Annotated in this window: 28 protein-coding genes; 19 read left to right on the top strand and 9 right to left on the bottom strand. The window is 56.0% G+C overall.

Translation table 11 applies throughout. The annotated features are described in order from the left end of the window. Positions 1-7: 7 nt before the first annotated feature. The 3 genes from QRO95_RS11605 to QRO95_RS11595 all read right to left on the bottom strand — a co-directional run bounded on the left by QRO95_RS11605 (position 8) and on the right by QRO95_RS11595 (position 3,953). The gene (locus QRO95_RS11605) at positions 8-1,312 is read right to left on the bottom strand and encodes an oligosaccharide flippase family protein (protein ID WP_285302598.1); all 1,305 of its coding nucleotides are present in this window, start codon (positions 1,310-1,312) and stop codon (positions 8-10) included. Positions 1,313-1,319: 7 nt separating this feature from the next. Further along, a complete protein-coding gene (locus tag QRO95_RS11600) occupies positions 1,320-2,294 on the bottom strand; it encodes a hypothetical protein (protein ID WP_285302597.1) in 975 nt (324 codons plus the stop codon). Positions 2,295-2,450: 156 nt separating this feature from the next. Further along, entirely contained in the window at positions 2,451-3,953 is a 1,503-nt protein-coding gene (locus QRO95_RS11595; protein ID WP_285302596.1) for an undecaprenyl-phosphate glucose phosphotransferase, read from the bottom strand. A gap of 236 nt (positions 3,954-4,189) precedes the next feature. Between QRO95_RS11595 and QRO95_RS11590 the strand changes: the two genes are divergently transcribed. Both QRO95_RS11590 and QRO95_RS11585 read left to right on the top strand, forming a co-directional pair. Then, entirely contained in the window at positions 4,190-4,630 is a 441-nt protein-coding gene (locus QRO95_RS11590) for a low molecular weight protein-tyrosine-phosphatase (protein WP_049421330.1), read from the top strand. Positions 4,631-4,668: 38 nt separating this feature from the next. Then, positions 4,669-6,897, top strand: coding sequence for a polysaccharide biosynthesis tyrosine autokinase (locus QRO95_RS11585; RefSeq protein ID WP_285302595.1), 2,229 nt, complete (start codon positions 4,669-4,671; stop codon positions 6,895-6,897). A 190-nt stretch (positions 6,898-7,087) separates the two neighbouring features. On the opposite strand, the gene QRO95_RS11580 is transcribed toward QRO95_RS11585, so the two are convergent. The 6 genes from QRO95_RS11580 to QRO95_RS11555 all read right to left on the bottom strand — a co-directional run bounded on the left by QRO95_RS11580 (position 7,088) and on the right by QRO95_RS11555 (position 12,887). Next, on the bottom strand, positions 7,088-9,208 hold the full coding sequence (locus tag QRO95_RS11580) for a YjbH domain-containing protein (protein WP_285302594.1): 2,121 nt from the start codon (positions 9,206-9,208) through the stop codon (positions 7,088-7,090). Continuing rightward, complete coding sequence (locus tag QRO95_RS11575) at positions 9,208-9,981, bottom strand: capsule biosynthesis GfcC family protein (RefSeq protein WP_285302593.1); 774 nt, start codon at positions 9,979-9,981, stop codon at positions 9,208-9,210. The genes QRO95_RS11580 and QRO95_RS11575 overlap by 1 nt, the downstream gene beginning before the upstream one ends. Continuing rightward, positions 9,978-10,670 carry a YjbF family lipoprotein gene (locus QRO95_RS11570; RefSeq protein WP_285302592.1) on the bottom strand — a complete coding sequence of 231 codons (693 nt, stop codon included), beginning with the start codon at positions 10,668-10,670 and terminating at the stop codon, positions 9,978-9,980. Before QRO95_RS11570 ends, QRO95_RS11575 begins: the two co-directional genes overlap by 4 nt. Positions 10,671-10,683: 13 nt before the next feature. After that, complete coding sequence (locus QRO95_RS11565) at positions 10,684-11,790, bottom strand: polysaccharide biosynthesis/export family protein (RefSeq protein WP_285302591.1); 1,107 nt, start codon at positions 11,788-11,790, stop codon at positions 10,684-10,686. 88 nt (positions 11,791-11,878) lie between these two features. Beyond that, positions 11,879-12,187 (bottom strand): hypothetical protein, encoded by a 309-nt coding sequence (locus tag QRO95_RS11560; RefSeq protein WP_285302590.1) that lies wholly within the window; start codon positions 12,185-12,187, stop codon positions 11,879-11,881. A gap of 109 nt (positions 12,188-12,296) precedes the next feature. Beyond that, positions 12,297-12,887: a phosphatase PAP2 family protein gene (locus tag QRO95_RS11555; protein WP_285302589.1), complete on the bottom strand. Its 591-nt coding sequence runs from the start codon at positions 12,885-12,887 to the stop codon at positions 12,297-12,299. A 335-nt stretch (positions 12,888-13,222) separates the two neighbouring features. Between QRO95_RS11555 and QRO95_RS11550 the strand changes: the two genes are divergently transcribed. The 17 genes from QRO95_RS11550 (at position 13,223) to QRO95_RS11470 (ending at position 24,374) form a co-directional block, all read left to right on the top strand. After that, positions 13,223-13,711: a hypothetical protein gene (locus tag QRO95_RS11550; RefSeq protein ID WP_088470249.1), complete on the top strand. Its 489-nt coding sequence runs from the start codon at positions 13,223-13,225 to the stop codon at positions 13,709-13,711. A 5-nt stretch (positions 13,712-13,716) separates the two neighbouring features. Continuing rightward, on the top strand, positions 13,717-14,130 hold the full coding sequence (locus QRO95_RS11545; RefSeq protein ID WP_182681050.1) for a hypothetical protein: 414 nt from the start codon (positions 13,717-13,719) through the stop codon (positions 14,128-14,130). 3 nt (positions 14,131-14,133) lie between these two features. After that, complete coding sequence (locus QRO95_RS11540; RefSeq protein WP_285302588.1) at positions 14,134-14,271, top strand: hypothetical protein; 138 nt, start codon at positions 14,134-14,136, stop codon at positions 14,269-14,271. Then, on the top strand, positions 14,258-14,749 hold the full coding sequence (locus QRO95_RS11535; protein WP_099476044.1) for a helix-turn-helix domain-containing protein: 492 nt from the start codon (positions 14,258-14,260) through the stop codon (positions 14,747-14,749). The genes QRO95_RS11540 and QRO95_RS11535 overlap by 14 nt, the downstream gene beginning before the upstream one ends. A gap of 139 nt (positions 14,750-14,888) precedes the next feature. Beyond that, positions 14,889-15,569 (top strand): ankyrin repeat domain-containing protein, encoded by a 681-nt coding sequence (locus QRO95_RS11530; protein ID WP_182681049.1) that lies wholly within the window; start codon positions 14,889-14,891, stop codon positions 15,567-15,569. Between the two features lie 591 nt (positions 15,570-16,160). Continuing rightward, positions 16,161-16,385 (top strand): plasmid mobilization protein, encoded by a 225-nt coding sequence (locus QRO95_RS11525; RefSeq protein ID WP_182681048.1) that lies wholly within the window; start codon positions 16,161-16,163, stop codon positions 16,383-16,385. Between the two features lie 58 nt (positions 16,386-16,443). Beyond that, the gene (locus tag QRO95_RS11520; protein WP_182681047.1) at positions 16,444-18,039 is read left to right on the top strand and encodes a DUF5906 domain-containing protein; all 1,596 of its coding nucleotides are present in this window, start codon (positions 16,444-16,446) and stop codon (positions 18,037-18,039) included. A 1-nt stretch (position 18,040) separates the two neighbouring features. Beyond that, the gene (locus tag QRO95_RS11515) at positions 18,041-18,361 is read left to right on the top strand and encodes a hypothetical protein (RefSeq protein WP_182681046.1); all 321 of its coding nucleotides are present in this window, start codon (positions 18,041-18,043) and stop codon (positions 18,359-18,361) included. A 136-nt stretch (positions 18,362-18,497) separates the two neighbouring features. Beyond that, entirely contained in the window at positions 18,498-18,710 is a 213-nt protein-coding gene (locus tag QRO95_RS11510; RefSeq protein WP_182681045.1) for a hypothetical protein, read from the top strand. Continuing rightward, positions 18,707-19,798, top strand: coding sequence for an ArdC-like ssDNA-binding domain-containing protein (locus QRO95_RS11505; RefSeq protein ID WP_182681044.1), 1,092 nt, complete (start codon positions 18,707-18,709; stop codon positions 19,796-19,798). The genes QRO95_RS11510 and QRO95_RS11505 overlap by 4 nt, the downstream gene beginning before the upstream one ends. Before the next feature lie 7 nt (positions 19,799-19,805). Next, a complete protein-coding gene (locus QRO95_RS11500; protein ID WP_182681043.1) occupies positions 19,806-20,801 on the top strand; it encodes an ArdC family protein in 996 nt (331 codons plus the stop codon). Next, positions 20,801-21,412: a hypothetical protein gene (locus tag QRO95_RS11495; protein ID WP_182681042.1), complete on the top strand. Its 612-nt coding sequence runs from the start codon at positions 20,801-20,803 to the stop codon at positions 21,410-21,412. Before QRO95_RS11500 ends, QRO95_RS11495 begins: the two co-directional genes overlap by 1 nt. Positions 21,413-21,420: 8 nt before the next feature. Next, on the top strand, positions 21,421-22,041 hold the full coding sequence (locus tag QRO95_RS11490; RefSeq protein ID WP_182681041.1) for a hypothetical protein: 621 nt from the start codon (positions 21,421-21,423) through the stop codon (positions 22,039-22,041). 60 nt (positions 22,042-22,101) lie between these two features. Then, on the top strand, positions 22,102-22,503 hold the full coding sequence (locus QRO95_RS11485; protein WP_182681040.1) for an ankyrin repeat domain-containing protein: 402 nt from the start codon (positions 22,102-22,104) through the stop codon (positions 22,501-22,503). 32 nt (positions 22,504-22,535) lie between these two features. Further along, on the top strand, positions 22,536-23,033 hold the full coding sequence (locus QRO95_RS11480; protein ID WP_182681039.1) for a hypothetical protein: 498 nt from the start codon (positions 22,536-22,538) through the stop codon (positions 23,031-23,033). 280 nt (positions 23,034-23,313) lie between these two features. Further along, entirely contained in the window at positions 23,314-23,745 is a 432-nt protein-coding gene (locus QRO95_RS11475; RefSeq protein ID WP_182681038.1) for a hypothetical protein, read from the top strand. Between the two features lie 260 nt (positions 23,746-24,005). Beyond that, positions 24,006-24,374, top strand: a complete 369-nt coding sequence (locus tag QRO95_RS11470) for a hypothetical protein (RefSeq protein ID WP_182681037.1) — start codon at positions 24,006-24,008, stop codon at positions 24,372-24,374. Positions 24,375-24,475 lie beyond the last annotated feature (101 nt).

Here is a 24,475-nt window from a genome sequence, read left to right as displayed (position 1 = left end):
CAGGTTCCTAGTGCAATGCATGCCAAGTCGCAAGTGCTCCAACGCCGATGCCGGCTGGAATCATCCTGTGCAGGAACTGGCGAAATTCCCCGTCGAGGATATGCTTGTGTAGCAAGTAATAAGCTTGGAAGAAGTTGATGTGAAACGAGACGAGCAGTGCCCAGCAAAGGTGTTCGAGCGAGCCTAGCGAGATGCCAATTACAATGGCGGTGACGTTTGTTGCGGCTGAGAAAAGTCCGCAACGGAAGAGTAGATCGGTTCGCTGGAAGGTCTGGAAGAAGCTGCCGCTGGTCGAGAGCACTACCTGAACTGGAACTGTCAATGAGAGAAGTTTTATTACGGGAACTGCCGGGAGCCACTGCTCTCCAAAGGCGACTAGGATGATAGGGGTGGCGAGAATATAGATTCCTAGGGCGCACGCGAGGCCCAGCAGCGAAAGCTTGAATGTCAAATCCTGATGTATCTTCAGCACGAAGCCAGGGCTGTTCGCATGGCCGCGCAGCGCCGGCTGGATTGCTGGCGTCATTGCGAATGTCAAAAGCTGCAGCGGATACCGCATCAACTGATAGGATCGGTCATAGATGCCCAGCAGTGGCGCCCCTAGGTACTTGCCGACAAGTACGTTGTCGAGATTGCGCGAAAAGAAGTTAAGCACATTGAACGCGAGCTGGTAGCCAGACACTTTGAGCAATGGCGTCACGGCAGAGAAGTGCATCCCAGGTTTTGGGCGTCCAAAATCGGTTTTTCTTGAAAAATGGTAGGCGAACGTGAAATTCACGAGTGCCACAATCGGAATGCGTATCGAGATCGCGCACAGGGGGCTGACATATTTGCGAGCCACCAACACAAGCGCGAGTGCCACGAACTCCGCGATGATCGCTGCGGTTGCCAGTTGCAGAAACGATTGCTGCCGTTGAAGCTGGGCCATTGGAAGGATCGCCCATGCGTTGAGCATGAGGCCCACCGCAACAAACGGGATCGCAACGGGAAGCTCCGGCATCTTGTAGAAATCGACCAGGAATGATCCCAGCGCCATGAAGGTCGCGGCGAGACCCACACCTATCAGGATGGTCAAGCCAAATATCCCGTCGCGATCCTTGGCATTCAATTTATGAAGACCAATGATGGCCGGGCCAAATCCCCCTTCGCCAACGAGCTGGAAGAAGAGGTAGAAGACTTGAATTGCGGCAATGGTTCCGAATACTTCAGGCGTAAATGCTCGTGCAAGTATCATAAGCGCCGCGAACTGCATCGCATACGCCAGATACTTGCTGCCCATGCTCTTGGCAATCGCGCGGTACAAGTTGCTCATCTGCTACTTACTCGGCTGCGGCCAGTGCGCTTGCCCAGCCTCTGGCTACGGCAGAGTTGCCGAACGCTTCTTCGATTTTTTCCGGGTCGGGATTGTTGGCGGTGCTGGCGTCAATTAGAGAGCGTGCTAGCGAGGAGATGCATGGGTACTGATGAAGGCCGCCGGGGTCCTTGCTTTCCATTAGCCAGTTGGTGAATGGCGTCTGGACAGTGAAGATGGGGACACCATAGCTGAAGGAGAAAAAGTAGTTTCCGCTCACAACCATGTCTTCATCCGAGTTTGGGACAACCATCCCTCGGGCGTGAGTAACAAGGTTTGCGGCGTCGCTGTCGGGCAGGTAGCCGGTGATGAAAGTAACTTGCTTGCCTGCCGCCAACTCCTTGCACTTGGCGAGGTAGGTTGGATCAGGAGCCTTCCCGGCAACCACCAGGTGGACGTCAGGACTCAGGTGGGCAATCAGTTTGTCGATTGCCTTGTAGGGGAGAATTCGACCGAGAATGAAGAAATAGTCGCCATCAATCAGTCGACCAGACGTCGCTGCCCTCGTGTACAGGGGATGGGGGACGTAGATGTAGCCCGAGTCCGCATTGTGCCCAGAGTGGGTAACAACGACATCGAAGTATTTTTCGTACGACTTCATCAGATGTTTGATCCGGGGGATCTGCTCATGATCCGAGTCGTGGGGGTAATTATTGTGTCTGACCATGATCAGTCGTTTGCTGATCAGCCTGAGCAGTTTGATATAGAAGTAAAGTCGAATCTTGCGTAGCCTGGATACGCGGCCACGCCCGTCGAGAATCGTGTTCTCGACCCAGTGCAGTATTGCGATATCGCATCTGGCTACATAGAGGGAGTGTGGGTTTAGGAATGCTCGCTTGACGCCGGGAAGGGCGCGGGTGTCGGCCATCCTGGCGAGAATTCCATTTGTTCTGGAGATGTATTCGTTTTCGCTCGATGAAAATGGATTGATTGATATTTTCATTCTATCTAACCCGTGCGAGTCACTGGGCGGAAAGTGGACTTCCTGTGCTGTGGTCGCATCGTCGCTTGCAAGCCCCGGCCTTACAGAGCAAGGCGGGGGCGGGGGCTTCGTGGTCTCAAGTCTGCCCGGTTCATGCATGGGCTGCCCAAGGTAGGATTAGTACGCGTTCTTGTTGATGAACCCCTTGAAGATCGTCAGGAAGACAATCTTCAGATCAAACGAAAGCGACCAGTTCTCGATATAGAAAAGATCGCACTCAATGCGCTTGTGAAGATCGGTCGAACCTCGCCAGCCGTTGACCTGGGCCCAGCCAGTGATGCCCGCCTTGACCATGTGCTTCTTCATATAGGACGGGATCTCGTGCTTGAACTTGTGCACGAACACCGGCCGCTCCGGCCGCGGTCCAACGATCGACATGTCGCCCAGCAGGACGTTGATGAACTGTGGTAGTTCATCGAGACTGGTCTTGCGAAGGAAGCTGCCCACGCGGGTGGCGCGATTCTCGCCGGCCTTCGCCCACACTGCGCCAGACGCGCCTTCTGCGTCGACCGGCATCGAGCGGAACTTCAACATCCAGAACGTCTTGTTGTTCCAGCTCATCCGCTCCTGCCGATAGAAGATCGGGCCTGGGGAGCTCAGCGTTACTGCCACCGCAATCGCGAGCATGATCGGGGAGATCATGAGCAGGATGAGGCCGGCAAGGATGCGGTCTTCCAGAGCCTTGATCAGGCGGGCGCCGCCCTGAAGGGGGGTCTGCTGGAGGTTGATGACGGGAAGGCCCGCGACCTGCTCGACGGAGTGGTTCAGCAGGTGCAGCCCGAACATGTCAGGCACGAACTTGATATCGGCGGTGGAATGCTGCAGCTGATTCAGGGCAATTGCGATGTTGTCTTCGTCACGCATCGGCAGGGCAATCCACACCTGGTCGATATGATTGGCCTCCACGTACGCGCCGAGTCCTTCTAGATCGCCCAGTCTGCTTGCGTGCTGCACGCTGCCTCGATCAGACGGGGTCGCGAACCAGCCGCGCACATCGATGCCTGCCCAGGTCGCCGATCGCAAGGAGCTGACAATGTGCTCCGAGTCGGTAGTGGCACCGACGATGACAGCGCTGCGGAGGTCTGCGCCACGAGCGCGGATCCAGCCCGCGATGCCTCGAACGCCGATTCGGAGGGCAAATGCGCCAGCCAGGCTCAAGCCAAACCAGGTAGCAAGCCAGATGCGCGAAAGCTCATCCGTGACTTGGATCGCGGTCGAGTAGGCGAGAAGGCCGCCGAAAATCACGACGAGCTTCATCAGTACTTTGCCGAACTCGGCGAGCAGCCCGCGCCCGCGCCAGCTTTCGTACAATGATGAGGATCCAAGGACGAGAAGTGCGAAGAGAACGGTGATGGAGACCAGACGGGCATAGTTCATCGGCATGTGCAGGTCGCCGAATCTCACCGCGTAGGCGGCCAGTGCGGCTACCACCAGAACAATCGGGTCTCCGACCCGTAGCGCCAGGCTGAGCGCGGGGGCAAACCTGTTTCCTGAAGCGTTCCAGAGCCCGGCGTGGTGCCGTGCAGGCATGTAAGACATGTCGATTTCTTCCTTGTAGAGGATCCGTGCATCCAGCAATCGCCTCGCTGCCGGGAAGGCTGGCGGCGCCGATCCGGCCATCAGTCCAACCAGTTAGCTGTTACAATCGATCACACGATGATAACAGAACCTTCACCAAGGCGTGACCTGCGTCCGGATTTCCGGGGGTAGGGCTAGGTGCGGCGCCCCATCGGCTTGGTAGGGCTGGGTTCAGTTACACCTTTATGTCAGGTATGCTGCTTGGCTAACTGTCTTTCGTATACGTAGCGTTGCCTGCTGGCGTACGCGCTCCACGTCGCCCGCCAGAGGATTGGCTCATGTTCAACAAGGTGCTGCTGGTCTGCATCGGAAACATCTGTAGAAGCCCAACCGCAGAAGTGCTCATGCGGCACCAGCTTCGGGACCGCACGGGAGTAGAGGTCTCATCTGCAGGGCTTCAGGCATTGGTCGGTCGGCCGATAGATGAGACCGCAGGAGAGCTGCTTCGGGAGAAGGGGCATGATCCCAGCGCCCATCGAGGGCGTCTGGCGACGCCATCTGTGCTTGCGGCGGCTGACCTGGTGCTGGTGATGGAGCAGTCCCATGTGGCGCGAATCGCCCGCGAGGTTCCTCAGGTGAGCGGCAAGACGTTCCTGTTGGGGCATTGGGACGGAAGGTCGGAGATCCCTGATCCCTACCGCCAGCAGCGGATTGCGTTCGAACACGTCTACGGTTTGATCGAGCAGGGCGTTGCCCGCTGGGCCAGCCACATCAAGTAATTGCCGCACTGGTGCGGTTTTTTCACGAAACGGAAGCTATGACCAAGGAAACCAGTGCGCGGCCTACCCGCGAAGACGACGAGATTGATCTGCGGGATCTGCTGGGCGTTCTGATTGACCGCAAGTGGTGGATCCTGGGAACAACCTTCCTGTTCGCGATGGTTGGCGCCGCCTACGCGATCCTGACGCCGCCCGTGTATCGGGCTGAGGCCACGGTGCAGGTTGAGTCGAAGATGCCCACCATTCCGGGTCTTGCAGATCTGACCTCTCTGGGCGGGGGCGGCAGTACCGCATCCACCACTGAAGTTGCGCTGCTGACCTCGCGCACGATCGTTGGTACCGCGGTCGACAAGATGCAGCTCGAGACGGTCATCGAGCCTCGGCGTTTCCCATTGGTGGGCGGACTGATTGCGCGTCGTTTCTTGGGTGAGACTGAGGGCGAAGTGGCGGCTCCGGTTCTGGGGCTTTCCAGCTATGGCTGGGGCGGCGATGAGCTGAAGATCCATCGCCTGGACGTTCCAGCACGGTTGCTCGACGAGCCGATGATGCTTGTTGCGGGTGACAAGGCCGGGGAGTACTCGCTGCTTGATGACGAGGGCGAAACCATTCTTGCCGGCAAGGTCGGCATGCCCGCCGAGGCCCGCGGGATCAAGATTGAAGTCGCGAGCCTGAATGCCAATCCGGGCATGCGCTTCACGCTGACCAAGCAGCGTCGCCTGGACGTGATCGCCGGGCTGCAGGAAGACATCCGTGCATCCGAACAGGGCAAGGACTCTGGCATCCTTCGTGTCAGCTATGAAGACACCGATGCGGATCGTGCGCAGGCGCTGGTGCAGAACATTGCCGAAGCGTACGTCCGGCAGAATGTTGATCGAGGCTCTGCTGAAGCGGCAACGCAGCTTGCCTTTGTGAAGGATCAGCTGCCAACCGTGCGCAAGCAGGTAGAGGATGCGCAGGCGGCAATGGCGGCCTACCAGTCCCGTTCGAATTCCGTCGACATTACGATGCAGACCAAGGGGCTGCTCGAGCAGGAGGTTGCCGTTGAGGCCAGCATCCAGCAGCTGCGCCTGAAGCAGGCGGAGATGGATCGCAGCTTCACGCGCGAGCATCCGGCTTACCGTGCGATGTTGAACCAGATTGGCGAGCTTGAGGCGCGCAAGAGTGGCTTCCGGCGTGAAGTGAGCGCACTGCCCGATACGCAGCAGGAGCTGCTGCGACATACCCGTGATCTGCAGGTCAGCAACGAACTGTACACCGCGCTGTTGAACCAGGCGCAGCAGTTGGATGTTGCGCGGGCCGGTACGGTTGGCAATGTCCGGATCGTTGACGACGCGATCGTCGATATCAGCAAGCCGGTGAAGCCTCGCAAGCCGCTGATTGTTCTTGTGTCGTTCCTGTTGGGCGCATTCCTGTCCACTGCCGCGGTCTTCCTGCTTCGCATGCTGAATCCTGGTGTGGAAGATCCAGCGCAGATCGAGGAGCTGGGGCTGCCGGTGTACGCGGCCATTCCGCTCAGCAACTCGCGGAATCTACTGAAGGTTCAGAAGGGCAAGGGTGGCAAGAAGCGCGTGGTGGCAGATGGCCGCTCCCATCTTCTGGCCGCTGCCGAGCCTGCCGACCTCGCGGTGGAGGCACTGCGCAGCCTCCGTACCAGCCTGCACTTTGCGATGCTCGAGGCCAAGAACAACATTCTGGCCATCTCGGGGCCGCGACCCGGCGTCGGCAAGACCTTCATTTCGGCGAACCTGGCGGCTGTCGTCGCTCAGGCGGGCCAGAAGGTTCTCGTCATCGACGTTGACATGCGAAAGGGCACCCTGCACAAGGTGCTGGGCGTGTCGCATTCCGGGGGCTTGTCTGATGTACTGGCTGGCAAGGTGACCCTGCAGGATGCAATTCATGCTGTCCCGGGCTTGGGGAACATGCATTACATCACCCGGGGTGATATTCCGCCGAACCCGTCTGAGCTGCTGATGCACCCGCGGTTCCTGCAGCTGCTGGAGGGCCTGGCCAAGGAGTACGACCTGGTGATCGTCGATACGCCGCCGATTCTTGCCGTCACCGACGCCGCAATTGTTGCCAACCACGCCGGCTCTACCTTGATGGTGACTCGATTCGGCGTGAACCAGCCGAAGGAGATCGAGCTGTCGATGAAGCGCTTCGAGCAGAACGGCGTGAAGGTGAAGGGCGCGATCTTCAATGCGGTGGAGAAGCGTGCCACGGGCTACTACAGCTACGGCTACTACGAGTACGCGTCAAGCGAGAAGTGATTGCCCGGACGGGGTCAGCTAAAGGGCTTTCCCCTCCGAGAGACAGAAAGGGTCGGTTGCATGTGCAACCGGCCCTTTCTTTTGGCTGCAGGAGATTGGAGCAGCGTAGGCAAACGAGAAGGGCCGGCTGCGCTGGCAGTCGGCCCTTCCTGGGTTTCTGTCGAATGGAGAGGGTGCCCGCCGTCAGTCGTCAGTCGTCAATTCTGTCGAGATTGTCGAAGAAGAAGTCCGGATCCCGCTCTGAAGTCAGCTGGTAAAGCGCATAGCTTCGGCTCAGGCGTGCGCCGCCGTCCCTGTACAACGGATTCCATGCGAACGTCGCTCGCGCTCGCGTGGATCGGGGCAGCAGGAAGTCGAAGGGAATCGAGATGAAGATGCCCTTGTCGAAGCTGCCTTCGCCAAAGTCCTTGGACGAAACGTCTGTCTTGGTGGCGTACGCGCCCATGTTCACGCCATTGTCGAAGGCGCGCGCGACCGAGATCGTTGCGCCCCAGTCCTTCGCCAGATAGCGGCCAGCGCTGATCATGCTGGTGATCTTGTGCTCATCGCCCCACTGATAGTAGAAGCTGGCGTGACCGGTAGTGGTGCTGTAGTCACGGAAGCTGAAGCGCTGGTCGAAATCGCGCTGCTTCACCCAGTTCAGCTCGGCACCCACAGCCCAGCGCTCGTTGAGGGGGCGGTAGAGGATCTCGCCACCCACGCCGCCGTACATGGCCTCGAACAGGCCGGCGTAGGCCGAGCCATACAGGTCCTTGCCCAGCTGATGATTGCTGGTGAGCTGCAGGTTGGTCAGGGTCAGGTCTTCCGTGGTCAGGTACTTACGGATGTTGGTGCGGACCCGGGGCAGATTGCTAGGCGCGTCGTAGCGGAAGCGGTCGTAGTTGTTGTACGCGTTGTAGCTGGCCGTTCCACTCAGCCAGGTATTCCGCGTGAAGTGGAAGTTGGCCGAGTAGGTGCCTGCGACCTGGAACAGGAAGAAGCCATCCGGCCCACCCAGCTGCTGCTGGTATCCAATATTGAACGCGCCGTCATAGCGTCGAAGTTGGGCCACATAGAGGCTCTCGCGGCGCTGCTGCGCAGGCGCTGCCTGCTCGATATGGCCAGCCAGCTCACTCAACGGGGTGCGATTGTCCAGGTAGCTGTTGAAGGTGCTGCGCTCGATGCTGCTTTCCACGACGGGTACGCCCAGACGGGTATTCTCGATCGTGAACCAGGTGGTATCGGATGGCAGTTCGGAATCCAGGATGCGCGCCGCACGGCCAACACCCTGCGCGGGGTAGTAGAACCGACGCTGTTCACCGCTGACGATGACTTCCGATCCGCGCCGGCTGATGGCCGCGACGCGGAGGCCAGCGTTCTCTTCCAAAGTCCGGCTCAGGGCGGGCCAGTCGATGTCATCCATTGACTGTGCGGAGGGCGCCGCAGATGCTCGCGCAACCGGAGGCGGATCCAGCAGCTTGGGCGTGGACTTCGCCCGTGCCACATTGCCGCGCAGGGTAATGCCGAACATGGCTGTGTCGCCGCGTTCCCAGCCAAGATGCAGTTGCACGTTGGGATTCACGGCATAGCTTGCGCCAAGGTTGATCGGGCTCTTTTGAGTCTGATTGTTGTTCTGTGGTTCGCGCTTGTAGTCGTTGCCGTCATACTCAAGCTTCAGCTGCAGGGGTTCCCAGGGTGTCTGGTAGGCGATGCCGCCGAAGATGCCGACGGGACCCCGGAACATGCCCTTGCTGTTGAAGTTGCCAGTGCCCTGCGCGCGCGGGCGCTCTTCAAAGCGATCGCTGATCACCCGAAGCGGATTCGAGAAGTCTCCTCGATTGCCGATGTAGCCGGTGGCAAGACCAAGGCTTGCATCGATCGGTCCGAACCGCTTGCTTGCAACCAGGTACTCGCTGGAGAACAGGCCGGTACCACCGATATCGCGGAAGCCTGCGGACACCTCGGGGGCCCATCGGCTTTCCTGCCACAGCCGGACCTTCAGGTCGATGGATTTGTCCTTGTAGTTCTGCTTGCCGCTCAGCCATTCCGGCCCATAGCGTCGGTTCGCTACCGATACATAGCGGAATGCGCCTTCAATCCATGGCAGGGGCTGCATCACCACGTTGTAGCGACTGTAGGGCGAGGTATGGCTTGCGGTGAAGCTCACTTCGCCGTCGTCGGCCATGCGTGCGGTGGGGGTCTGCAGCAGGCCGACGCCGCCCCAATCGCTGGCGGTGGGGGCGGGGGCTGTCTGTGCGTGCAATACAGCGCTGATGCTCAGGCTGAGAAGGGCAACACTGGCGCGTGCCAGTGGGATGGAGCGATGGCGCATCAGTATGAAACTCCGGGTGCATCCAGCACCTGGGTGGCAAGGAAGCGCGCGGCATCCTCGTTGACATCGGGGGCAATCGTGCGGATCTTCGCGGTGTCCAGCGGCACGTAGATCACCGCGCCAGGAGCAAGGTGCACGGGCGTGCTGCTGTTCCACAGCGCCACGCCGAGCTGCTGCACCTTGCCGTCGGGTTGGATGACGTAGAGGTCATCAGGGCTCGCCACCGGCAGCAAGGCACACGCGTTGCGGTAGCTTCGTGCGTCGAGTGTGGCTTGATGCTGCAGCTTGCACGGCTGTACGACCGCGCCAACAACCTGCACGGTTTCGGGTCGGCCGGGATAGACGACGCGGTCGCCCGCCAGCGCGGGTCGATTTTCCGCGGCACTGGCTTCCAGGCGGCGCGGATCAAGGAGCTGCGGTTCGCGCCCGGTCACTGGCAGGTCACCGAGCTCGCGCGCCAGCTGCGCGGCCGCGTCGGCAAGCTCCGGAGCATCCTGCTGGGAGGCGAGTGTTTCAAGATCGAAGAGCAGGCCCGCTTTGAGGCGGGTCTGTGGCGTCAGTGCACGTTGCCGAAGAAGGGCGGCGCCCAGCATATAGGCTTCTTCTTCCGGCGCTGCAGCAAGTGCGGCTGCGCTGAGGCGGGCCTCGGCGGGAAGCGTGTGCATGCCGGGATTGCGAACATGGCCGGCCGCTTCGACGTTGATCGGCGATGAGGCGTGCGCATGTGAGGCTAGCGCCAGTGCCAGCCCAAGGATGATCGGTCGCAGTGTCATCGGTTCTGCAGGTCCTGCGAGTAGGGCTTGAGCTGGACAACTTCAAGACTGGTGTCGGGAGCGATGGCCTGGATGCTCTTCCAGATGAACCCGTTGGCAGGATCGACCCAGTAGTGGTTGTCGCGTTTCCAGCCGCCGCCCTGAAGCCGCTCCCGCACGTGCAACAGCTCGCGCTCGCTCTCCAGGATATGGACCTTCTCCTTGCCCAGGGTGGTCAGGGTGCCGGTGACGCTCATTCCATACCGGTAATCAGGCATGACGTCGTAATGGCGCTGCACGGTCGTGCCATCCGCTATCCGATGCAGCGCATGGAAGGGGGAACCCCCTTCGAGCGTCATGTGCTCAAGTTCCGGGCTGCTGCCATGGGTTCCGACGACGATGCCATCCCTGAGGAAGACGATGCTTCGCTCGGAGCTGTACCACGCCTGGCGACCGGAGTCGATGTTGCCAAGCACCAGAACGGCGCCACCCGCTGGACCGGTGACCTTGATCTGCGGGAATCGATTGGCGGCCACCTCGGTGGCCGTGGGTTCCACGTTGGGCTTGCCCTGCAGCGCCATCTGCACCGACTTGACGCTGGTCTTGCCCACAACGCCGCAACTGGTTGCGGTGATGAGTACAAGCAAGGCCAGCGCCACGGGGCGCTGGCGATTCGCTTGTCGGGTGGCAGCCTGAGCGATCCTGCTCATGGTGCGGGCCACCTTACTTGTCCAGGTCGCTGCGCGCGCTGGCGGCGTTGCTGATAATGGAGGTGAACGGCAGCAGCTGGTTCACGAACCGGCTCCAGCGGGTCACGCCAGCGGCACCGACAAACACGACATCGCCGGGCTGCAGGTCGAACTGGCTGGCCACGGCAAATGCGGTCGGTGACTTGGCTTCCAGGTGGAACACCTGCGACGGAGTGCTCTGCAGATCATTCGAACCGCGGATCACGTAGACAGCGTTGCCGTTGGAGGTGGTCTGCAACAGGCCGCGCGCACGGCCAAGTGCCTGGCTCAGGGAAATCTCGCCGGTCTTGAAGTTCATAGCGCCCGGCTGATTGACTTCGCCGACCACGAATACTTCCTTGTGGTCGAGATAGGGTACGTAGATGTGATCGCCGGACTTGAGGAACACATTGGTGTCGCCGCCGCCGCTGCGACCCAGTCGGTCGAGGTCGATTGTGTAGGTGGTGCCATCACGTGTCAGGCGAATGCCGGACAGGTCGGCCTGTGCCGGATCAAGGCCCGCCTGGCTGATGGCGTCGCCCATCGTCAGTGGCGTTACCGTCAGCGGAACAGTGGCGGCCTGACGCGAGGCGCCGGTAACCCAGACGCGCTGGCTGGCATAGGTCAGCATGGAGACGTCCACTTGCGGCGCTTCGATGTAGCGGGCCAGCTTGGTGGAGATCTCTTCGCGCAGTTCGCCGGGCGTCTTGCCCGTGGCGGTGATCTTGCCGATATAGGGATAGAAGAGCGTTCCGTCGGACTGCACAAGGCGGCCTGCGGCGTTCAGCTGCTGCTGCGGGCCGGCCGGCACGGTCAGTTCGGGGTGATCCCAGACGGTGATGTAGAGAATGTCGCCCGCACCGATGAGGTAGGGGCCCGGCTGATACTGGGTCAGGGCGGCGGGCAGCGCCGCGACATCGCGGGTGGCGCGCTCCATGGCGATCAACTTGGGCGTGATCGGAATCAGTTCGATCTGGTCGTTGCCAATGGGCTGATCATCGCGAGCGAAGGTGCTCGAGCGAAGATGCTGGCCTGGCGCCCACATGCAGCCGGTCAGGGTGAGTGCCACCGTCATTGTGGCTACGAAACGCTTGCAGTCCATCGAAATCTGTTCCTGGCCCGATCGGGCATGAAAAAGCCCTCGCCGAACGTCGCCCGGCGAGGGCGGGGTTACTGCTTCGGCGGACCGATCAGTTGGTGCCGGTAGTGCCGGTGGTGCCGGTCGTACCGGTGGTGCCGGTCGGCGGGTTGGTGGTGCCGGTACCGCCGTTGTTGCCCGCGTCGTCCTTGCTGCTGTCCTCTGCTCCGCTGTACAGCACGCCGGCAGCGGCAACGCCCAGACCCACGGTAGCGACGGTGGTCAGGGTGCCGGTGGCGGCAGCGCCAGCAGCTTCAGCGCCAGCAACTTCAGCGCTGGTTTCGGCGGCGACAGGAGCTTCCTGAGCGAACACCGGCGAGGACAGGCCCAGCAGGGCCAGAGCGGCAATCATCTTCTTCATCTACGGGGTCTCCTACTCCGTGAGGGAAATTTTTCCACCGCTATGTTGGCTGCTATTCATTTGCCCTGTCAAGGAACGTGAAGGAAATGTGGGATCGCCCTGGCGATTCTCAGAAGTGTTGGAAGATCTCAGCCCTGCCGGAGATGAGCTTTGCTAGTGCAATGACGAGTCGGTGCGTATGGACGTCCGGCAAGGCGAGGGGTAGGACCATTCCCGCGAGTACGGCAGCGACAACAGCCATCGCACGGGCACGACCGACGGGTGATGCGGCGTGCAGTGCCCATGTGCTGCAGCTCAGTCCAAGTGCCAGCCCGGCAATTACTTCCGAGAGGCTGTGCGCATGCAGCGGGATTCGTGACCAGGCAATAGCGGTGGCCAACAGCACGCCGATTACCAGGCCGATCGCCCGTGCGCGCTTGCCGGGGCCGGCAAGCAGTACACCAACGACTGGATAGACGACACTGGACATCGCGGCATGCCCGGAGAAACCGGTGAAGTGCACGCTCTTGATGCCAATCCCCCAGCCCATGAAGGCCAGCTTTGAGGCAAGCGTGACGCCGGCGGTGACGGCGATGGCCAGCAGCCATCGCCATTTCAGGCGTGCGTCTGCACGGGGCAGGGTGATCAGTAGCACCAGGGCCATCGGCAGCAGCCAGCGGCTGTCGCCAAGAGCAGAAAGGGTTCGCCAAGCGTCGGACATCCAGTTCACAACGGGTCGGGGTGGGCCAGCATATCGAGTCTGGGCACTTCGCAGAACGACGCGCGCTTGGTCCATTCAGCTGGACGCGGTATCCTTTGCCGCTGCCGATGGCCCCGTAGCTCAGCTGGATAGAGCGTCCCCCTCCTAAGGTCAACTCTTTTTTGGGGCAAGTTCGGGCGGTCAGTGAAAGCCCTTTGTTTTCAATGAATTAAACGTGTCGAGCGTTGGTTGTCCGCCATCAACCAAACACCATAAGACACCCTTAAACACCCGCGAACACCCCCTTTTTGCCCCAGTCGTTTGCCCCAGCCTAGGTCCGCTGCTACTGTCTGGATATGAGCAAAACAGCGTTGGAAAACCTGCGTCGAGACTGGCCCAAACGCCATGCGTTGACGCCGGAGGAAGTGGCGGTTGTTCTCGGTCGCAACTCCAACTCTCGGGGCGTGTTGCAGAAGATCCGCGAGGGCATGAAGAGTGGCCGTTACCCCGGTGCCCGGAAGATTGACGGACACTGGCAGCTGCCGCTTGAGGACCTGGCAGAAATACTCGACCCCACGCCCGAAACGGTGATGGTGCCGGTTGTGGCCAAGGCTGGTCGTCGCCGCTCCCAGGTTGGCCCACGCATCCGCTTTGTGATCAATGCTCGATTTTTCGCTCAGGTATGCGACTCCATTGGATACGCGCAGGGTGCCCAAGCGCTCCGGAATGATGCTTGGACAGTGCGTGAGGAACTCCGTCAAGAAGACTACGCCCGCCGTGCCGAACGCTCAAAGATGAGTTTGGTTGAGGCGCTCGCAGGGCTGGGACACACCAAGGATGATTAAGAGCTATGAGTGATGGAATGCTCTTTGTTGACGAGCGAAATGAAAAAAAGAAGGTGCGGAAGCTTTTAGTTGAAGAACTAAGGCTTTTGTATCGTGATGTGCGTGACTTCAAAAGGATGGTTGAGGAAGCTCGGCTAATGAACCAGTGCTCAGCCAACACCACATACACAAAATTCGCACACACGCGCTTTCAAGAGCTCAGACGGTTGTTCCATCCTCTCAACGAGCGCTTGATGGCATTGGACAGTGACGATATCCGCCGCAGGCGCAATTGGATATTGGAAAACTTTTCCAATGCCTTGACCGTTCAAAGAAAAGACAGTCTAAAGGGAAAGATGGGCTCCACAATAGATAGCCTCAATATGATTTTGGATGAGATCCAAGAGATTGGTGTGGAAATCCAAATAAGCGAGATTTAATGGATGAGCGAACTGAACATCACGCCATACGCCGACCAACACCAGCCCATTCATATTAAGAATCGAGACAAACTGTACAGCGCCCGAGTACAGCAGCACGAACTGATGAGTCACATTGGAGGTGGCGATGGCGAAGGTTGACGAACAGCAGCGCCAAGCGTTAGCCCAAGCGCCTGGGGATCTCCATCTCACCGCAGCGCAAGCCGCTGTGTTGATGCAAGTCAGCACCAAGACATTGCAGCGTCTGCGCAACCAAGGGATGCCACCACCGCCCATTGGGGAGCGTCCAGCACGCACCGAAGAGCGTTGGTCCACCACCCCTGTGCGCTACAGAAAGAGCGATGTGGACGCATGGCTCCAACATCCTGTGATGCCCAGCGTGCAATTGCATGCGTTCCAAATGGCTAACGGCATCATCATTGCCCACGCCAAGGATCTTGATGACAACACGGTTGTTGACGGTATTTTTGACTTGCTCACCGAGCTGCAGTGGAGCAGCACAGATCTGATGATCGAAGCACAGCAGATGTTGTTCGATGAGCAACAACAACAGCGCGCCAAAGTGCAAGAGCGTATTGCTTTGCACGAAAGAAACGTCCTCGCGCAAGCACTGAGATAGGCGGTGTTAAGCCCCAGTCCCTAGTTGTCCCTTGCAGTCCTTTTCGGCCCCCAATTTGGGGGCTTTTTTTATGTGGAGAAATCTATTCGCCATTGTCAACATTTCCCTGTCGCCCAGCGGGCAAATGTGGAGATATGAAATGGAGAACTACAACAAGCGCGGCAAGTCGGTCCTGGGACTGGCTGTCGTGAAGGGGAAATTGGATCTGCTTGAAAAGAGGTTGAAGCTCGGCGTTGACCCGAATTCAACCTACTACAAAGAAGGTGATTGTCGCAGTCTTGTGGAGCTGGCTTTCAAGTGCAAGAAAATGGAGTCGTTGGATATTTTGGTTCGATACGGGGCGAACACAAACATTGTATTTTCTTGTGGCTACACAATGGTTCACTACTGCACCCGCATTTATCAGTGGCAGCTTGAGGATGTTCTCAAAATGGGGGTGGATCCAAATACGTGCGCGTCGTTGAGTGACATGGATTTCCCAGGTCACGCCGCTTTGCACATGGCAGTGAGGCAGCGGGATATCAAGACAATGAAGTTGCTGATTTCGTACGGAGCTGATGTCAACTTGCATTGCGACTATTGCGGTTACACCCCGTTGCATGCTGCGTTCTTGTTTCCTGAGAGCGAGACAATCAATTTTCTTTTGGACAATGGCGCGGATTTCTATGCGCTGGATGACTGCGGCTTCATTCCGGAGCAGATTGCTGACTCGTATTACACAAATGAGGCACAAAGAATCATGAGCGAGCGAATGGCGCGGAAAATCATGGAGCAGGTTGAAGCTGGTGATGACGCAAGCTTTGGTAAACGCCGGATGTAATGATGCTTGAATATCAACTGGATCTTAATTGCTTAGTTTCATAAAAAAACGCAATACAAATTATTGAATGAGTAGGGGTGTTGCTAATCACCCCTACTCACTGAAACCCTTGCGGGAGTAAGGCTTAATCGGGTGAGTAGGTGAGTAGGGTGGGTGTTGATAAATTATTTATAGAAAAATACAAAAAAACACCAAAAAAGCATTCTCAGAGGAAACTTTTTTATGTTTTACCCTACTCACCCTACTCAAAATAGGTGAAACCTATATATACCAACGGTTCTGGCTGAGTAGGGTAGCTCCAAAAGACCCTACTCAAGCCCTACTCAAAGCCCTACTCACGCCATATTTTGTATTGCAAAATTCAGGGAAAATCACCTTCAAAGCCTTGTGGCGTAAGGATTTGAACGGGTTTTTAAAAAACAGGGATAAAAACGACCCCGCCTGGGATGCAAATTGGATTAAAAATGGTTGAAGAAAACATCCAAAAACCTTGTGGCAGTAAGATTGCGAATTTTGCAATACAAAATATGCTTGACAATGAGAAAAAATAAATTAGAACTAAATAACACAACAGGTTTTTGGAGGTAACACATGGGTGAGGTACTGCAATTCAAATTCAACAAAAAGCGCAAGCCGTACCGCCGCCGCGCGCGTCCGCAAAAAATCAACCGCACGTTCCGCTTTGATCAAGAGAAGTTGGCGCGGTTGGAAGAGGTGGCGCAGCGCAGTGGTATGACCGTTTCCGAATACATCCGGGAACTCACGGATTTGGCCGTTGGCAACAACTGGTTGTTCAACGATGCCAAAAACGCATAAAAAACCGCGCGGCTGCAACCGAGCGGTTTTCAATGAGGTAAAACTATAGGAGAAATTCATGTCCAAAACCAACGTATCAAATAACGCTGTGGTGTCAACCCCGCCAGCTTCCATCGGCAAACAGGCGGCTCCAAAAACCGCTCAGCCGAAGATTAAGAAGATCAACAGCGCGAACATCATCCCATCTAATACACCCGCATGGAATTGGGTGAACTACATCAACAGCGGCGCGTGTGGAGATTGGGCACGAGCCAACGGTATGGCATACAAATGGAACGGTGTATTTTGGGACACCGTTACCCAGGCAGATGGAACGGCAATGGCAACCGATTTCCTGTTCAAGCATATGCCCGACAAGGCTACAAATTCGGCTGCAACGGATTGCTTTAAATTTGCCACAAACATGCTTGATCCACTGCCTAAGTTGGATGCAGACAAGATTGTTATTGCCGCGAAAAATGGCTACCTGCACGTGGGCAAAGATGGGGCCGTGACCGTTCTCCCCGCCGATAAAAAACTGGGCCTCATGTTTGGAGTTAACGCGACTGTCAGCACGACGTACAACAAGCAACACACACCTCACGCTGTTCCATCCAACTCGTTGTTTGGCCGCTTCCTTGCCAGCGCATTGCCGGACCCGGATATTTGTGCATTGGTGCAAGAACAGTGTGCTCTCACGCTCATTCCTGGGCCGCATCAATTGGTCTGGTGGTGGGTGGGAACAGGTGGCAATGGCAAAGGTGTGATGTCGTCCATCATTCGTGGGTTCCACCATCGCACGGCGCAAATCTGGCTGGATAAGTGTGGTGACCCTCAAGCGCTCGCCAGTTGCGTGAACGCCAGCTTGATCTTCACACCAGAAGTGACGAATGGGGCGCGAGGTATCAATCAAGAAGCTTTCAAAGCGCTCAGCGGGGGTGATCTGCTGACTGCAAAGTTCTTGTATCGCGACATGATTGAGTTCGTGAACACGTCCTGCCACATCGTCAGTTCCAACTATGAGCCAATGATTAGCGATGCAACCGACGGTGTGTACCGCCGCTTGTGCGTGGTCAAGTGGAATCAACGGCATGGAACATACATCAAAGTCCCAAATCTTGCGGAGCGCATTCTGAAAGATGAAGCGCACATCGTATTGGACTGGCTGTTGGAAGGTATCAGTCGCATTGTTAAACGCGGCGGTTTTCTGCCCGAAGATGAATGGCCCGAAGCAACGAAGATCTTTAAACAGTCAATTCGCAGCAAGAACGACTGTGTGGGCGCGTGGCGTGATTACTGTGGAATTGTTCCTGACGCAAGCACATTGACACCTAAGAGCGATATCTACAACTCATACGCCAAATTCTCTGAGGGCGATGGCCGTCATGTCTTGAGTCCGGCACAATTCTGGACGCGCTTTTGGCAAATGCCAGGGTTTGAACGGCCACAGTCCGTGCGTGGAGACACAAAGCGTATTGATGGGATCCAGGTCAATTGTGTGCGCGCACGCATTCCTGCGGATCTGTCCTGGGAGCTTCCAACCGGCGAAATCATTGTGCGTGCGCCCACAAAAAGCGCTCCATCCGTGATTGATACACCCAAGGTTGCCGACGGCGAACCCATTCTTATTACAGTGTCGGATAAGGACTTCACCGACGAACAGTGGAGCTTTTAATATGGACACCAACAAAGACATTGAAGAGGCATTTTGCGCGGCGTTCAGCCACATCATTGTTGATGGTGATGAACTGTTGGAAAAAGCACAGTGGGTAGCGCGTGGGTTCTGTCACCTGTCCAATCACGCGCCGGACGGCAACGTCACCTGGGATGCTCTTATCTTGCAGCGTTATGACTGCAAGATTGGACACGGGAAGACCACCCCCGAATTGGACGTGCAATTGCTTGAATGTGTTTTCAAGACAGCCCGCCAAGGCTACGCCCTCAACCTTTTGCGCAGGGTGAACAACCACTCTGTGCCCAGAGGACTCCAACAATGACATCCATCTCGATGATAACCAAGGGCCGCGTTCGTGCGGCCCTTTTTTTTATTCCTGAATTTTGATTTTTCAGAAAAGCTTGACTTTCAATTTTCTGCCCGTTTAATAATTTTCATTATCAGCGATGGAATAAAGCATGGAAAATTATGAAGAAGACTGGTGGGATGACCTTATTGCGGCGGAGCGCTTTGCAATTTACAAAGTGGATGGCGGCGTGCAAATGGTCCTGCATCACGACTTTGATGACTCCACAGTTGAGCTTCACACCATCGATGACGTTTTGTATCACCTTCGGAAAGCCCTCGAACGGGGTTTAACAGTATCAATCAACGTGGAGAAACAATCATGAGCGCAGCCAGCGAACTCAAGCAAGATATTGCTGAAAAATTTTACGACCAACTTGCCGAACGCCGATCTGTGTTGGATCACGGCTTTCGGGAGACTGAAACACCATTGTCGATGATTGGGGGTTGGCCTGTTGGCCCCAGTGGTTATCCATTCAAAGACTTCAACGCATTGCAACTGATGACCGTTTCACTGGATCGCGGCTTCACCAGCCCCATCTACATGAAATCCGAGCAGATCAAGAAGAACGGCTACTACATCGCCAAAGGTGAGTCCAAAGCCACGAAGATTGAAAGCACGTACAAGCAAGAGGATGGCGATTTCAAATCCGTGATGGCGGTGTGCTTCAACGGGGATCAAATCAAAAATCTCCCCCAAAACAAACACACATACGCGTGGCAGGGATTGGCGGACAATCGCGATGCATTCTTGGATGACATGATTGCCAAGACGGGAGCGAAATTCTCATTTGATCCCATGAACGCGCCGTACTACGAACGGTCCACCGATACGTTGTACATGCGTCCTCAGACGGAGTACGCCACCAAACACGCCGATGGCAAAAGCGCGTACTACAACGATCTGATGTTCTTGCTTGCTGATTGGGCCACCCACCCCAGCCGCTATCACGGCGTGCAACCTGGGGAGCAGGGCAGTGAGCAGGACAGCCAATACCGTTTGGGACGCCAATTGGCGTTGTTGCAGATTGCCAGCCGCTTGGGAATGACCTACGAACCCGATGACAGCGGTTGGGCCAATAACTACATCAACAGCCGTCCCAACTGGCAGGAGTTGGAACGCGCCGCGAAAGCTGCAGACACCATTTTGAAGACCATTGGCGTGCCCGAGGTTCAACAAGAACCCGTGCGCTCCAAGGTGTGGAAACAAGAAGCCTCGCAAGCGTTCCGACCCACCGTGCAGCCCGCAGATCACCAACAAGCACAGCAGCAGGTGGATCCCGTGCAAGCGTTTGTGGAAGACAAAATTCAAGTTGTCCACGTGGCCGACAAGCCCAGCAAACAGGTGGGTAAGGCAGTCAAGAAGGCCGCAGCCCAAAAACTCAACGGTGCAAAACAAACACTGACATTGTGAGGTGGCAATGAGCAAGCAAGACGAAGCGCGCAGCGTTGCCGCCGAATACATCATTGAACAGATGCAGCAGGGCGTCATCCCGTGGCGACGGGATTGGAAACAGCACAGTTCCACAGGAGCGTTTGGAAGCCTGCCGTACAATTATGCACGCGGTAACACATATCACGGCAGCAACGTGATGATGCTGATGATGGCCCAGGCTGCGCGCGGCTTCCAAAGCAACGGGTGGTTGACCTTCAACCAGGCCAAAGCACTTGGCGGCGCGGTACGCAAAGGTGAGAAGTCATCTAAGGTCGTGCGTGTCATCAATGTTTCCGACAAGCAAGGAAACCCTGTACTTGATGAGAACGGGCGACAGAAAATTGCACTGATTACATCCGCTGTGTTCAACAGCGAACAGTGCGATGGCTTGCCCATCCGCGAGTCAAAAGTACCAAAGCCCGTGGAGTGGAGTCATGAGCAAGCTGAGCGCTTGATGCGCGACAGTGGTGTTGAGTACCGATACGGGGGCAACGCGGCGTACTACACCGTCGCCCAGGACTACGTGCAACTGCCCACCAAAGAGCAGTTCCGCACTATGGAAGGCTTCTACGCCACCGCCTTGCATGAGACAGGCCACGCCAGCGCTCACCCCACACGATTGGGTCGCGACTTAAGCGGCAAGTTCGGTTCTGAGAAGTACGCCAAAGAAGAGTTGATTGCGGAGTGCTTTTCATTGATCGTGGCCGACCGCCTGGGCTTGTCGGTCGATCAAGAGTATGACCCCGGCAATCACATTGCCTACTTGCAGTCGTGGATCAAGGTTCTTAAAAACGATCACTCTTTGATCTTCACAGCGTTTGCCGAAGCCGAGAAGATCGCCACGTATTACAACGTCAAAGAGTACACCCGCAAAGCCTTTGACATGGAGCGCGACGAGAACGAGGTTGAACCATCCAGTGAGGCGCGTCCAACCATCCAAGTCGTGCGCCGCAGAAAAGCCCCGGCATTGGAGGTGGCGTGATGTGGTATGCAAGCGCGAAAGAAACGCAGCGACTTCTTGAAAGCGAGATTGTCCGTCTGTCCGCCGTCTACGACAAGGATGGCAATGCCCCGACGTTGGAAGGAATGGTTGACCAAATTAAAGAGTTGGTGGGCCTGAACCTGCGTCTAAAATTGTTTGAGTCAAAAGTAGAGCGTCATCGCGAGGCATTCGACAACATATCGGGCGACTACAGTGATCTTGAAATCGGCCGTCAGGTTATGACAAACACTGGCATCGCTGGTCCCCAGTCCCGCGCAGTATTGCCCCAAAATATGCGCGACATGATTGACACAAGCATTCCTTTGTTGAACCCGCAGTTGTGTGATGTCTTTCTTGGACGGGTCCGGGAGCGTTTCAATTTTCCCAGCGACTCACAACTCTTTGTTCGTGGGAGTTGGGAGAGCCACGCCGTGCGGATGCATTCTTGGAAAGGCGATTTGGTGACGTTTGTGCACAACGAAACAGGGACCACTCACAGTGTAGCGGCAAACAAAGTTTATTTAAGGAGCGCAGATCGTAGTGTTTCCTTGTCCAGTGCAATGCGTCAGATGTGTCCTGGGCGACACGCCAATCACCACCCACAAATGTGAGGGGAACCATGGACAAACCAACACTCGCAGAGGAAATGGCGCTGATATACAGCGTAAAAGCGAAGGCCGCAGACTACGCACAAAAACGCAACGAGGAAGCGTTGAAAGTCATGGTTGATGAAGTGTGTGTGCTCACGGGCGTTAGATTTAGAAGTCGTCTCCTTGAGCAGCCTACTTCGCGATGTGTTTCGGAAGTCAAGGCACTGTGCGAAAACATAACGGATCTAGATATTGGAAACCAGATTATTTCGCGAACCGGGGTAGGGTCTGTAGAGTGTCGCAGTTCATTCCCGCAGCAGTTTGGTGATTTGTTGGATATGAGTATTCCACCCATCATGCCCGTCTTAAGCAGTATTTTCATGGGGCGTCTCTCTGAGCGGTTCGGTTTGGGCGAAGATGTGGTAGCGTCAGTCCAACGCGCACGTGTTGAGCGTAAACCTGTAGAGATATCATCTATCCGCGATGATTACGTTGAGTTCAACGTCAAGGGTGACGATGAGAACCGATGGTATGTTCCCCTTAAAGATGTTCTTTTGGAAGGCAACGGTAGAGCTATTTCAATGGACAGCGCACTTGCACAGATGTCCGCACGAATACAGCCTGTCGTACAACAGCAGTTGAATTTCTAGAGGGCTTGACAATATTCATGCATCTGATTTTCTAAATGCAATTCACTAAGGGAGTTGCATATGGAAAATTTGACGCTTCAAGATGTTCGTACTCTTGTGACGGTATCACCGGACCGATTGTTGGAGGCAGTGGATGCCCACGGTCGAACCGCACTTCATTGGGCGGTGATCAACAAACGTTTTGATGTGGCCGACGCGTTGGTTGCGTTCGGAGCCAACCCATTGAAGCCGGACAAGTCTGGAAAGACTCCCATGGATTACGCCGACCGCAGCGTTCTCAAAGAGCGGGAATGGCGCTTGCGCACCAGCGTGATTGCCCAATATTGGAAACGCAACGCGCCCGTTGAACAATCCGCGCTGACGGATTTCCGCGTCAAAGTTGCTTTGCGGTCACATTCGCTTGAACAGTCCCAATCAACAAATGTGCGCATGAAGCTTGACAACGCTTCAAGATCTGCTTGAGTGGGGGCATGTTTATAAAAAGGGGGGAATTTATGAAGATCCAATGCATTGCAATTGCAACAGCAGTTTTGCTTTCAGCAACTCCGGCGTGGGCGGAATCCGACACGTCCAGCCGCAACTACAGCCGCGAACAGGCGTTGACCTCACGCAATATCCAAGAGGGGGTTGTGGTGATGGTTCGTGATATCAAAATTGCCAACCGTTCCAAAGTCAACACCGGAAGCGTCCTGGGCGCGGCCATTGGATTGGGAGCAGCCCAACAGGTGAAAAACCGCGACGCACGCAATGCCGCACGGATTGTGGGAGCTGCAGCGGGTGGGGTGGCCGGTGGTGCCATTCAACGCGCAGCCAGCGACCGCGACGGTTTGGAAATATTTATTCGCACCGAGCAGCGCGGACGCAGCAACGTCATTTCCATCATTCAGGACGCCGATATCAGCGTTCAACCTGGGCAGAGTGTTCTTATCAGTGGCAGTGGTCGTGATGTGCGGGTTATCCCCGTCCCGTTGCATCCATACACAACACGGTAAGACACGGCAGGAAACGCCCCCGCAAGGGGGCTTATCTTTTAAGCGCGCCCGCTTAAGCGGGATTTTTTATTGGGATTTAATCCACACTTCAAAACGGCATTTATTCTAAATAATATCAATTAAACCTATTGACAATGTTGCGATTCGTGATTGAGTGAGTGTATCTCAATCAATTGCGGGGTTTCCATGAAAAAAATATTGGCCAGATACATCATCTTTGTCGGTCTTCCGTTGTTCGTCTTGCATTTTGCGGGGGCGGCTTTTGAAAAGCTTGACACGATTGAAGCAGGCTTGGCCGCCATCCACGCCCGAGCTTCAGGACATTGATGTGTTGACCTGGGGTGATATGGCGGTGGTGAACGCGATTTCGCTGGCGGCGTTTCTATTTTACGCCATCTGCGCGGTCCGTTATGGAGTTCAACGCAACTGGAAGTTGTCACTCACCATGATGTTGTTCTCAACGGTGCCGTGGCTTGTTCTCATTGGTTTGATGAAGTTCTGCCATGTCTACTGCGCGGATTTCACTGGGGTGTGGATCACGTTGGCGGTGATGAAATTGGCATTCTGGTTGTCCTGTGGTGCGTTGATCACCTGCCTGCAACTGTTGCCCATTCGCCATTTGGCGGTGCCATCTCTCATTTTTGGCGCGCTGGTGTTTTGTGTGGGGGCGGGGTTCACCATTGTTGAATTCATGCAACGGTTGAATTCATAACATTCAACGCTTTTGTCAAATATGATGCTTGACATTGTTGGATGATTTGATTAGATAAAAATACAACGGGGTGTGTATGAGAAAAAAATATTACGAATGGACACATGTGACGGGCGCGACGTATTGGCAACCCAAGGGCGTTCATGATTATTTGCAAAAAGGTGATCTCAACCGCCATTACATGAAGATGATTGCATGGACGGGCAAGGCAAAACTGATGACAAAACAAGAACATATCGAAACCAAATTAAGGAGAGTGCATGAAATCGAAAACTAAGCCAAAGGATGCCATTGGGTATCCAATGTTTTATGAAACAAAGAAGGTTGTTCAGTTGTTGGACAAGAGAGCAGAGGCTGCTGAAAAATCACGCGCGCAGACAATTCGCGAGTTTGTTTGGGATTTTATTGAGTCCCCGAACTTCAGCCGTGTCCATTTCGCCAACTTAGGGTGCGAGTGCCAACGTCCCAAACCCACCAACCCCAAACATCTGGATCCTGGTCGTCGTTCAGGAATTGGTTTTATTCCGGACGCTCAACCCATTGTCAAACGTGTCAATGCATTGGCCGCTGCATATGGGGTTAGCACCACCGATTTGGTCCGTTACATACTCCGAAAGAACGTTATGTAGCCGTCTGCACCAGCGCCGATCAAGAAGCCCCTTTTGGGGCTTTTTATTTTTCATAATGTCAATTATTTCTATTGACAATATAAGAATATTTGTTTTACTCA

Source organism: Stenotrophomonas maltophilia group sp. Smal13 (assembly GCF_030236855.1).
Taxonomy (GTDB): domain Bacteria; phylum Pseudomonadota; class Gammaproteobacteria; order Xanthomonadales; family Xanthomonadaceae; genus Stenotrophomonas; species Stenotrophomonas maltophilia_A.
Note: the sequence above shows the minus strand (reverse complement) of the source record. Positions and strands in the feature narration are given on the sequence as shown.

Bases quoted from the DNA above. Each gene is read 5' to 3' on its own strand.
- QRO95_RS11605 (WP_285302598.1), bottom strand. From the start codon at position 1,312: ATGAGCAACTTGTACCGCGCGATTGCCAAGAGCATGGGCAGCAAGTAT.
- QRO95_RS11600 (WP_285302597.1), bottom strand. From the start codon at position 2,294: ATGAAAATATCAATCAATCCATTTTCATCGAGCGAAAACGAATACATC.
- QRO95_RS11595 (WP_285302596.1), bottom strand. From the start codon at position 3,953: ATGGCCGGATCGGCGCCGCCAGCCTTCCCGGCAGCGAGGCGATTGCTG.
- QRO95_RS11590 (WP_049421330.1), top strand. From the start codon at position 4,190: ATGTTCAACAAGGTGCTGCTGGTCTGCATCGGAAACATCTGTAGAAGC.
- QRO95_RS11585 (WP_285302595.1), top strand. From the start codon at position 4,669: ATGACCAAGGAAACCAGTGCGCGGCCTACCCGCGAAGACGACGAGATT.
- QRO95_RS11580 (WP_285302594.1), bottom strand. From the start codon at position 9,208: ATGCGCCATCGCTCCATCCCACTGGCACGCGCCAGTGTTGCCCTTCTC.
- QRO95_RS11575 (WP_285302593.1), bottom strand. From the start codon at position 9,981: ATGACACTGCGACCGATCATCCTTGGGCTGGCACTGGCGCTAGCCTCA.
- QRO95_RS11570 (WP_285302592.1), bottom strand. From the start codon at position 10,670: ATGAGCAGGATCGCTCAGGCTGCCACCCGACAAGCGAATCGCCAGCGC.
- QRO95_RS11565 (WP_285302591.1), bottom strand. From the start codon at position 11,790: ATGGACTGCAAGCGTTTCGTAGCCACAATGACGGTGGCACTCACCCTG.
- QRO95_RS11560 (WP_285302590.1), bottom strand. From the start codon at position 12,187: ATGAAGAAGATGATTGCCGCTCTGGCCCTGCTGGGCCTGTCCTCGCCG.
- QRO95_RS11555 (WP_285302589.1), bottom strand. From the start codon at position 12,887: ATGTCCGACGCTTGGCGAACCCTTTCTGCTCTTGGCGACAGCCGCTGG.
- QRO95_RS11550 (WP_088470249.1), top strand. From the start codon at position 13,223: ATGAGCAAAACAGCGTTGGAAAACCTGCGTCGAGACTGGCCCAAACGC.
- QRO95_RS11545 (WP_182681050.1), top strand. From the start codon at position 13,717: ATGAGTGATGGAATGCTCTTTGTTGACGAGCGAAATGAAAAAAAGAAG.
- QRO95_RS11540 (WP_285302588.1), top strand. From the start codon at position 14,134: ATGAGCGAACTGAACATCACGCCATACGCCGACCAACACCAGCCCATT.
- QRO95_RS11535 (WP_099476044.1), top strand. From the start codon at position 14,258: ATGGCGAAGGTTGACGAACAGCAGCGCCAAGCGTTAGCCCAAGCGCCT.
- QRO95_RS11530 (WP_182681049.1), top strand. From the start codon at position 14,889: ATGGAGAACTACAACAAGCGCGGCAAGTCGGTCCTGGGACTGGCTGTC.
- QRO95_RS11525 (WP_182681048.1), top strand. From the start codon at position 16,161: ATGGGTGAGGTACTGCAATTCAAATTCAACAAAAAGCGCAAGCCGTAC.
- QRO95_RS11520 (WP_182681047.1), top strand. From the start codon at position 16,444: ATGTCCAAAACCAACGTATCAAATAACGCTGTGGTGTCAACCCCGCCA.
- QRO95_RS11515 (WP_182681046.1), top strand. From the start codon at position 18,041: ATGGACACCAACAAAGACATTGAAGAGGCATTTTGCGCGGCGTTCAGC.
- QRO95_RS11510 (WP_182681045.1), top strand. From the start codon at position 18,498: ATGGAAAATTATGAAGAAGACTGGTGGGATGACCTTATTGCGGCGGAG.
- QRO95_RS11505 (WP_182681044.1), top strand. From the start codon at position 18,707: ATGAGCGCAGCCAGCGAACTCAAGCAAGATATTGCTGAAAAATTTTAC.
- QRO95_RS11500 (WP_182681043.1), top strand. From the start codon at position 19,806: ATGAGCAAGCAAGACGAAGCGCGCAGCGTTGCCGCCGAATACATCATT.
- QRO95_RS11495 (WP_182681042.1), top strand. From the start codon at position 20,801: ATGTGGTATGCAAGCGCGAAAGAAACGCAGCGACTTCTTGAAAGCGAG.
- QRO95_RS11490 (WP_182681041.1), top strand. From the start codon at position 21,421: ATGGACAAACCAACACTCGCAGAGGAAATGGCGCTGATATACAGCGTA.
- QRO95_RS11485 (WP_182681040.1), top strand. From the start codon at position 22,102: ATGGAAAATTTGACGCTTCAAGATGTTCGTACTCTTGTGACGGTATCA.
- QRO95_RS11480 (WP_182681039.1), top strand. From the start codon at position 22,536: ATGAAGATCCAATGCATTGCAATTGCAACAGCAGTTTTGCTTTCAGCA.
- QRO95_RS11470 (WP_182681037.1), top strand. From the start codon at position 24,006: ATGAAATCGAAAACTAAGCCAAAGGATGCCATTGGGTATCCAATGTTT.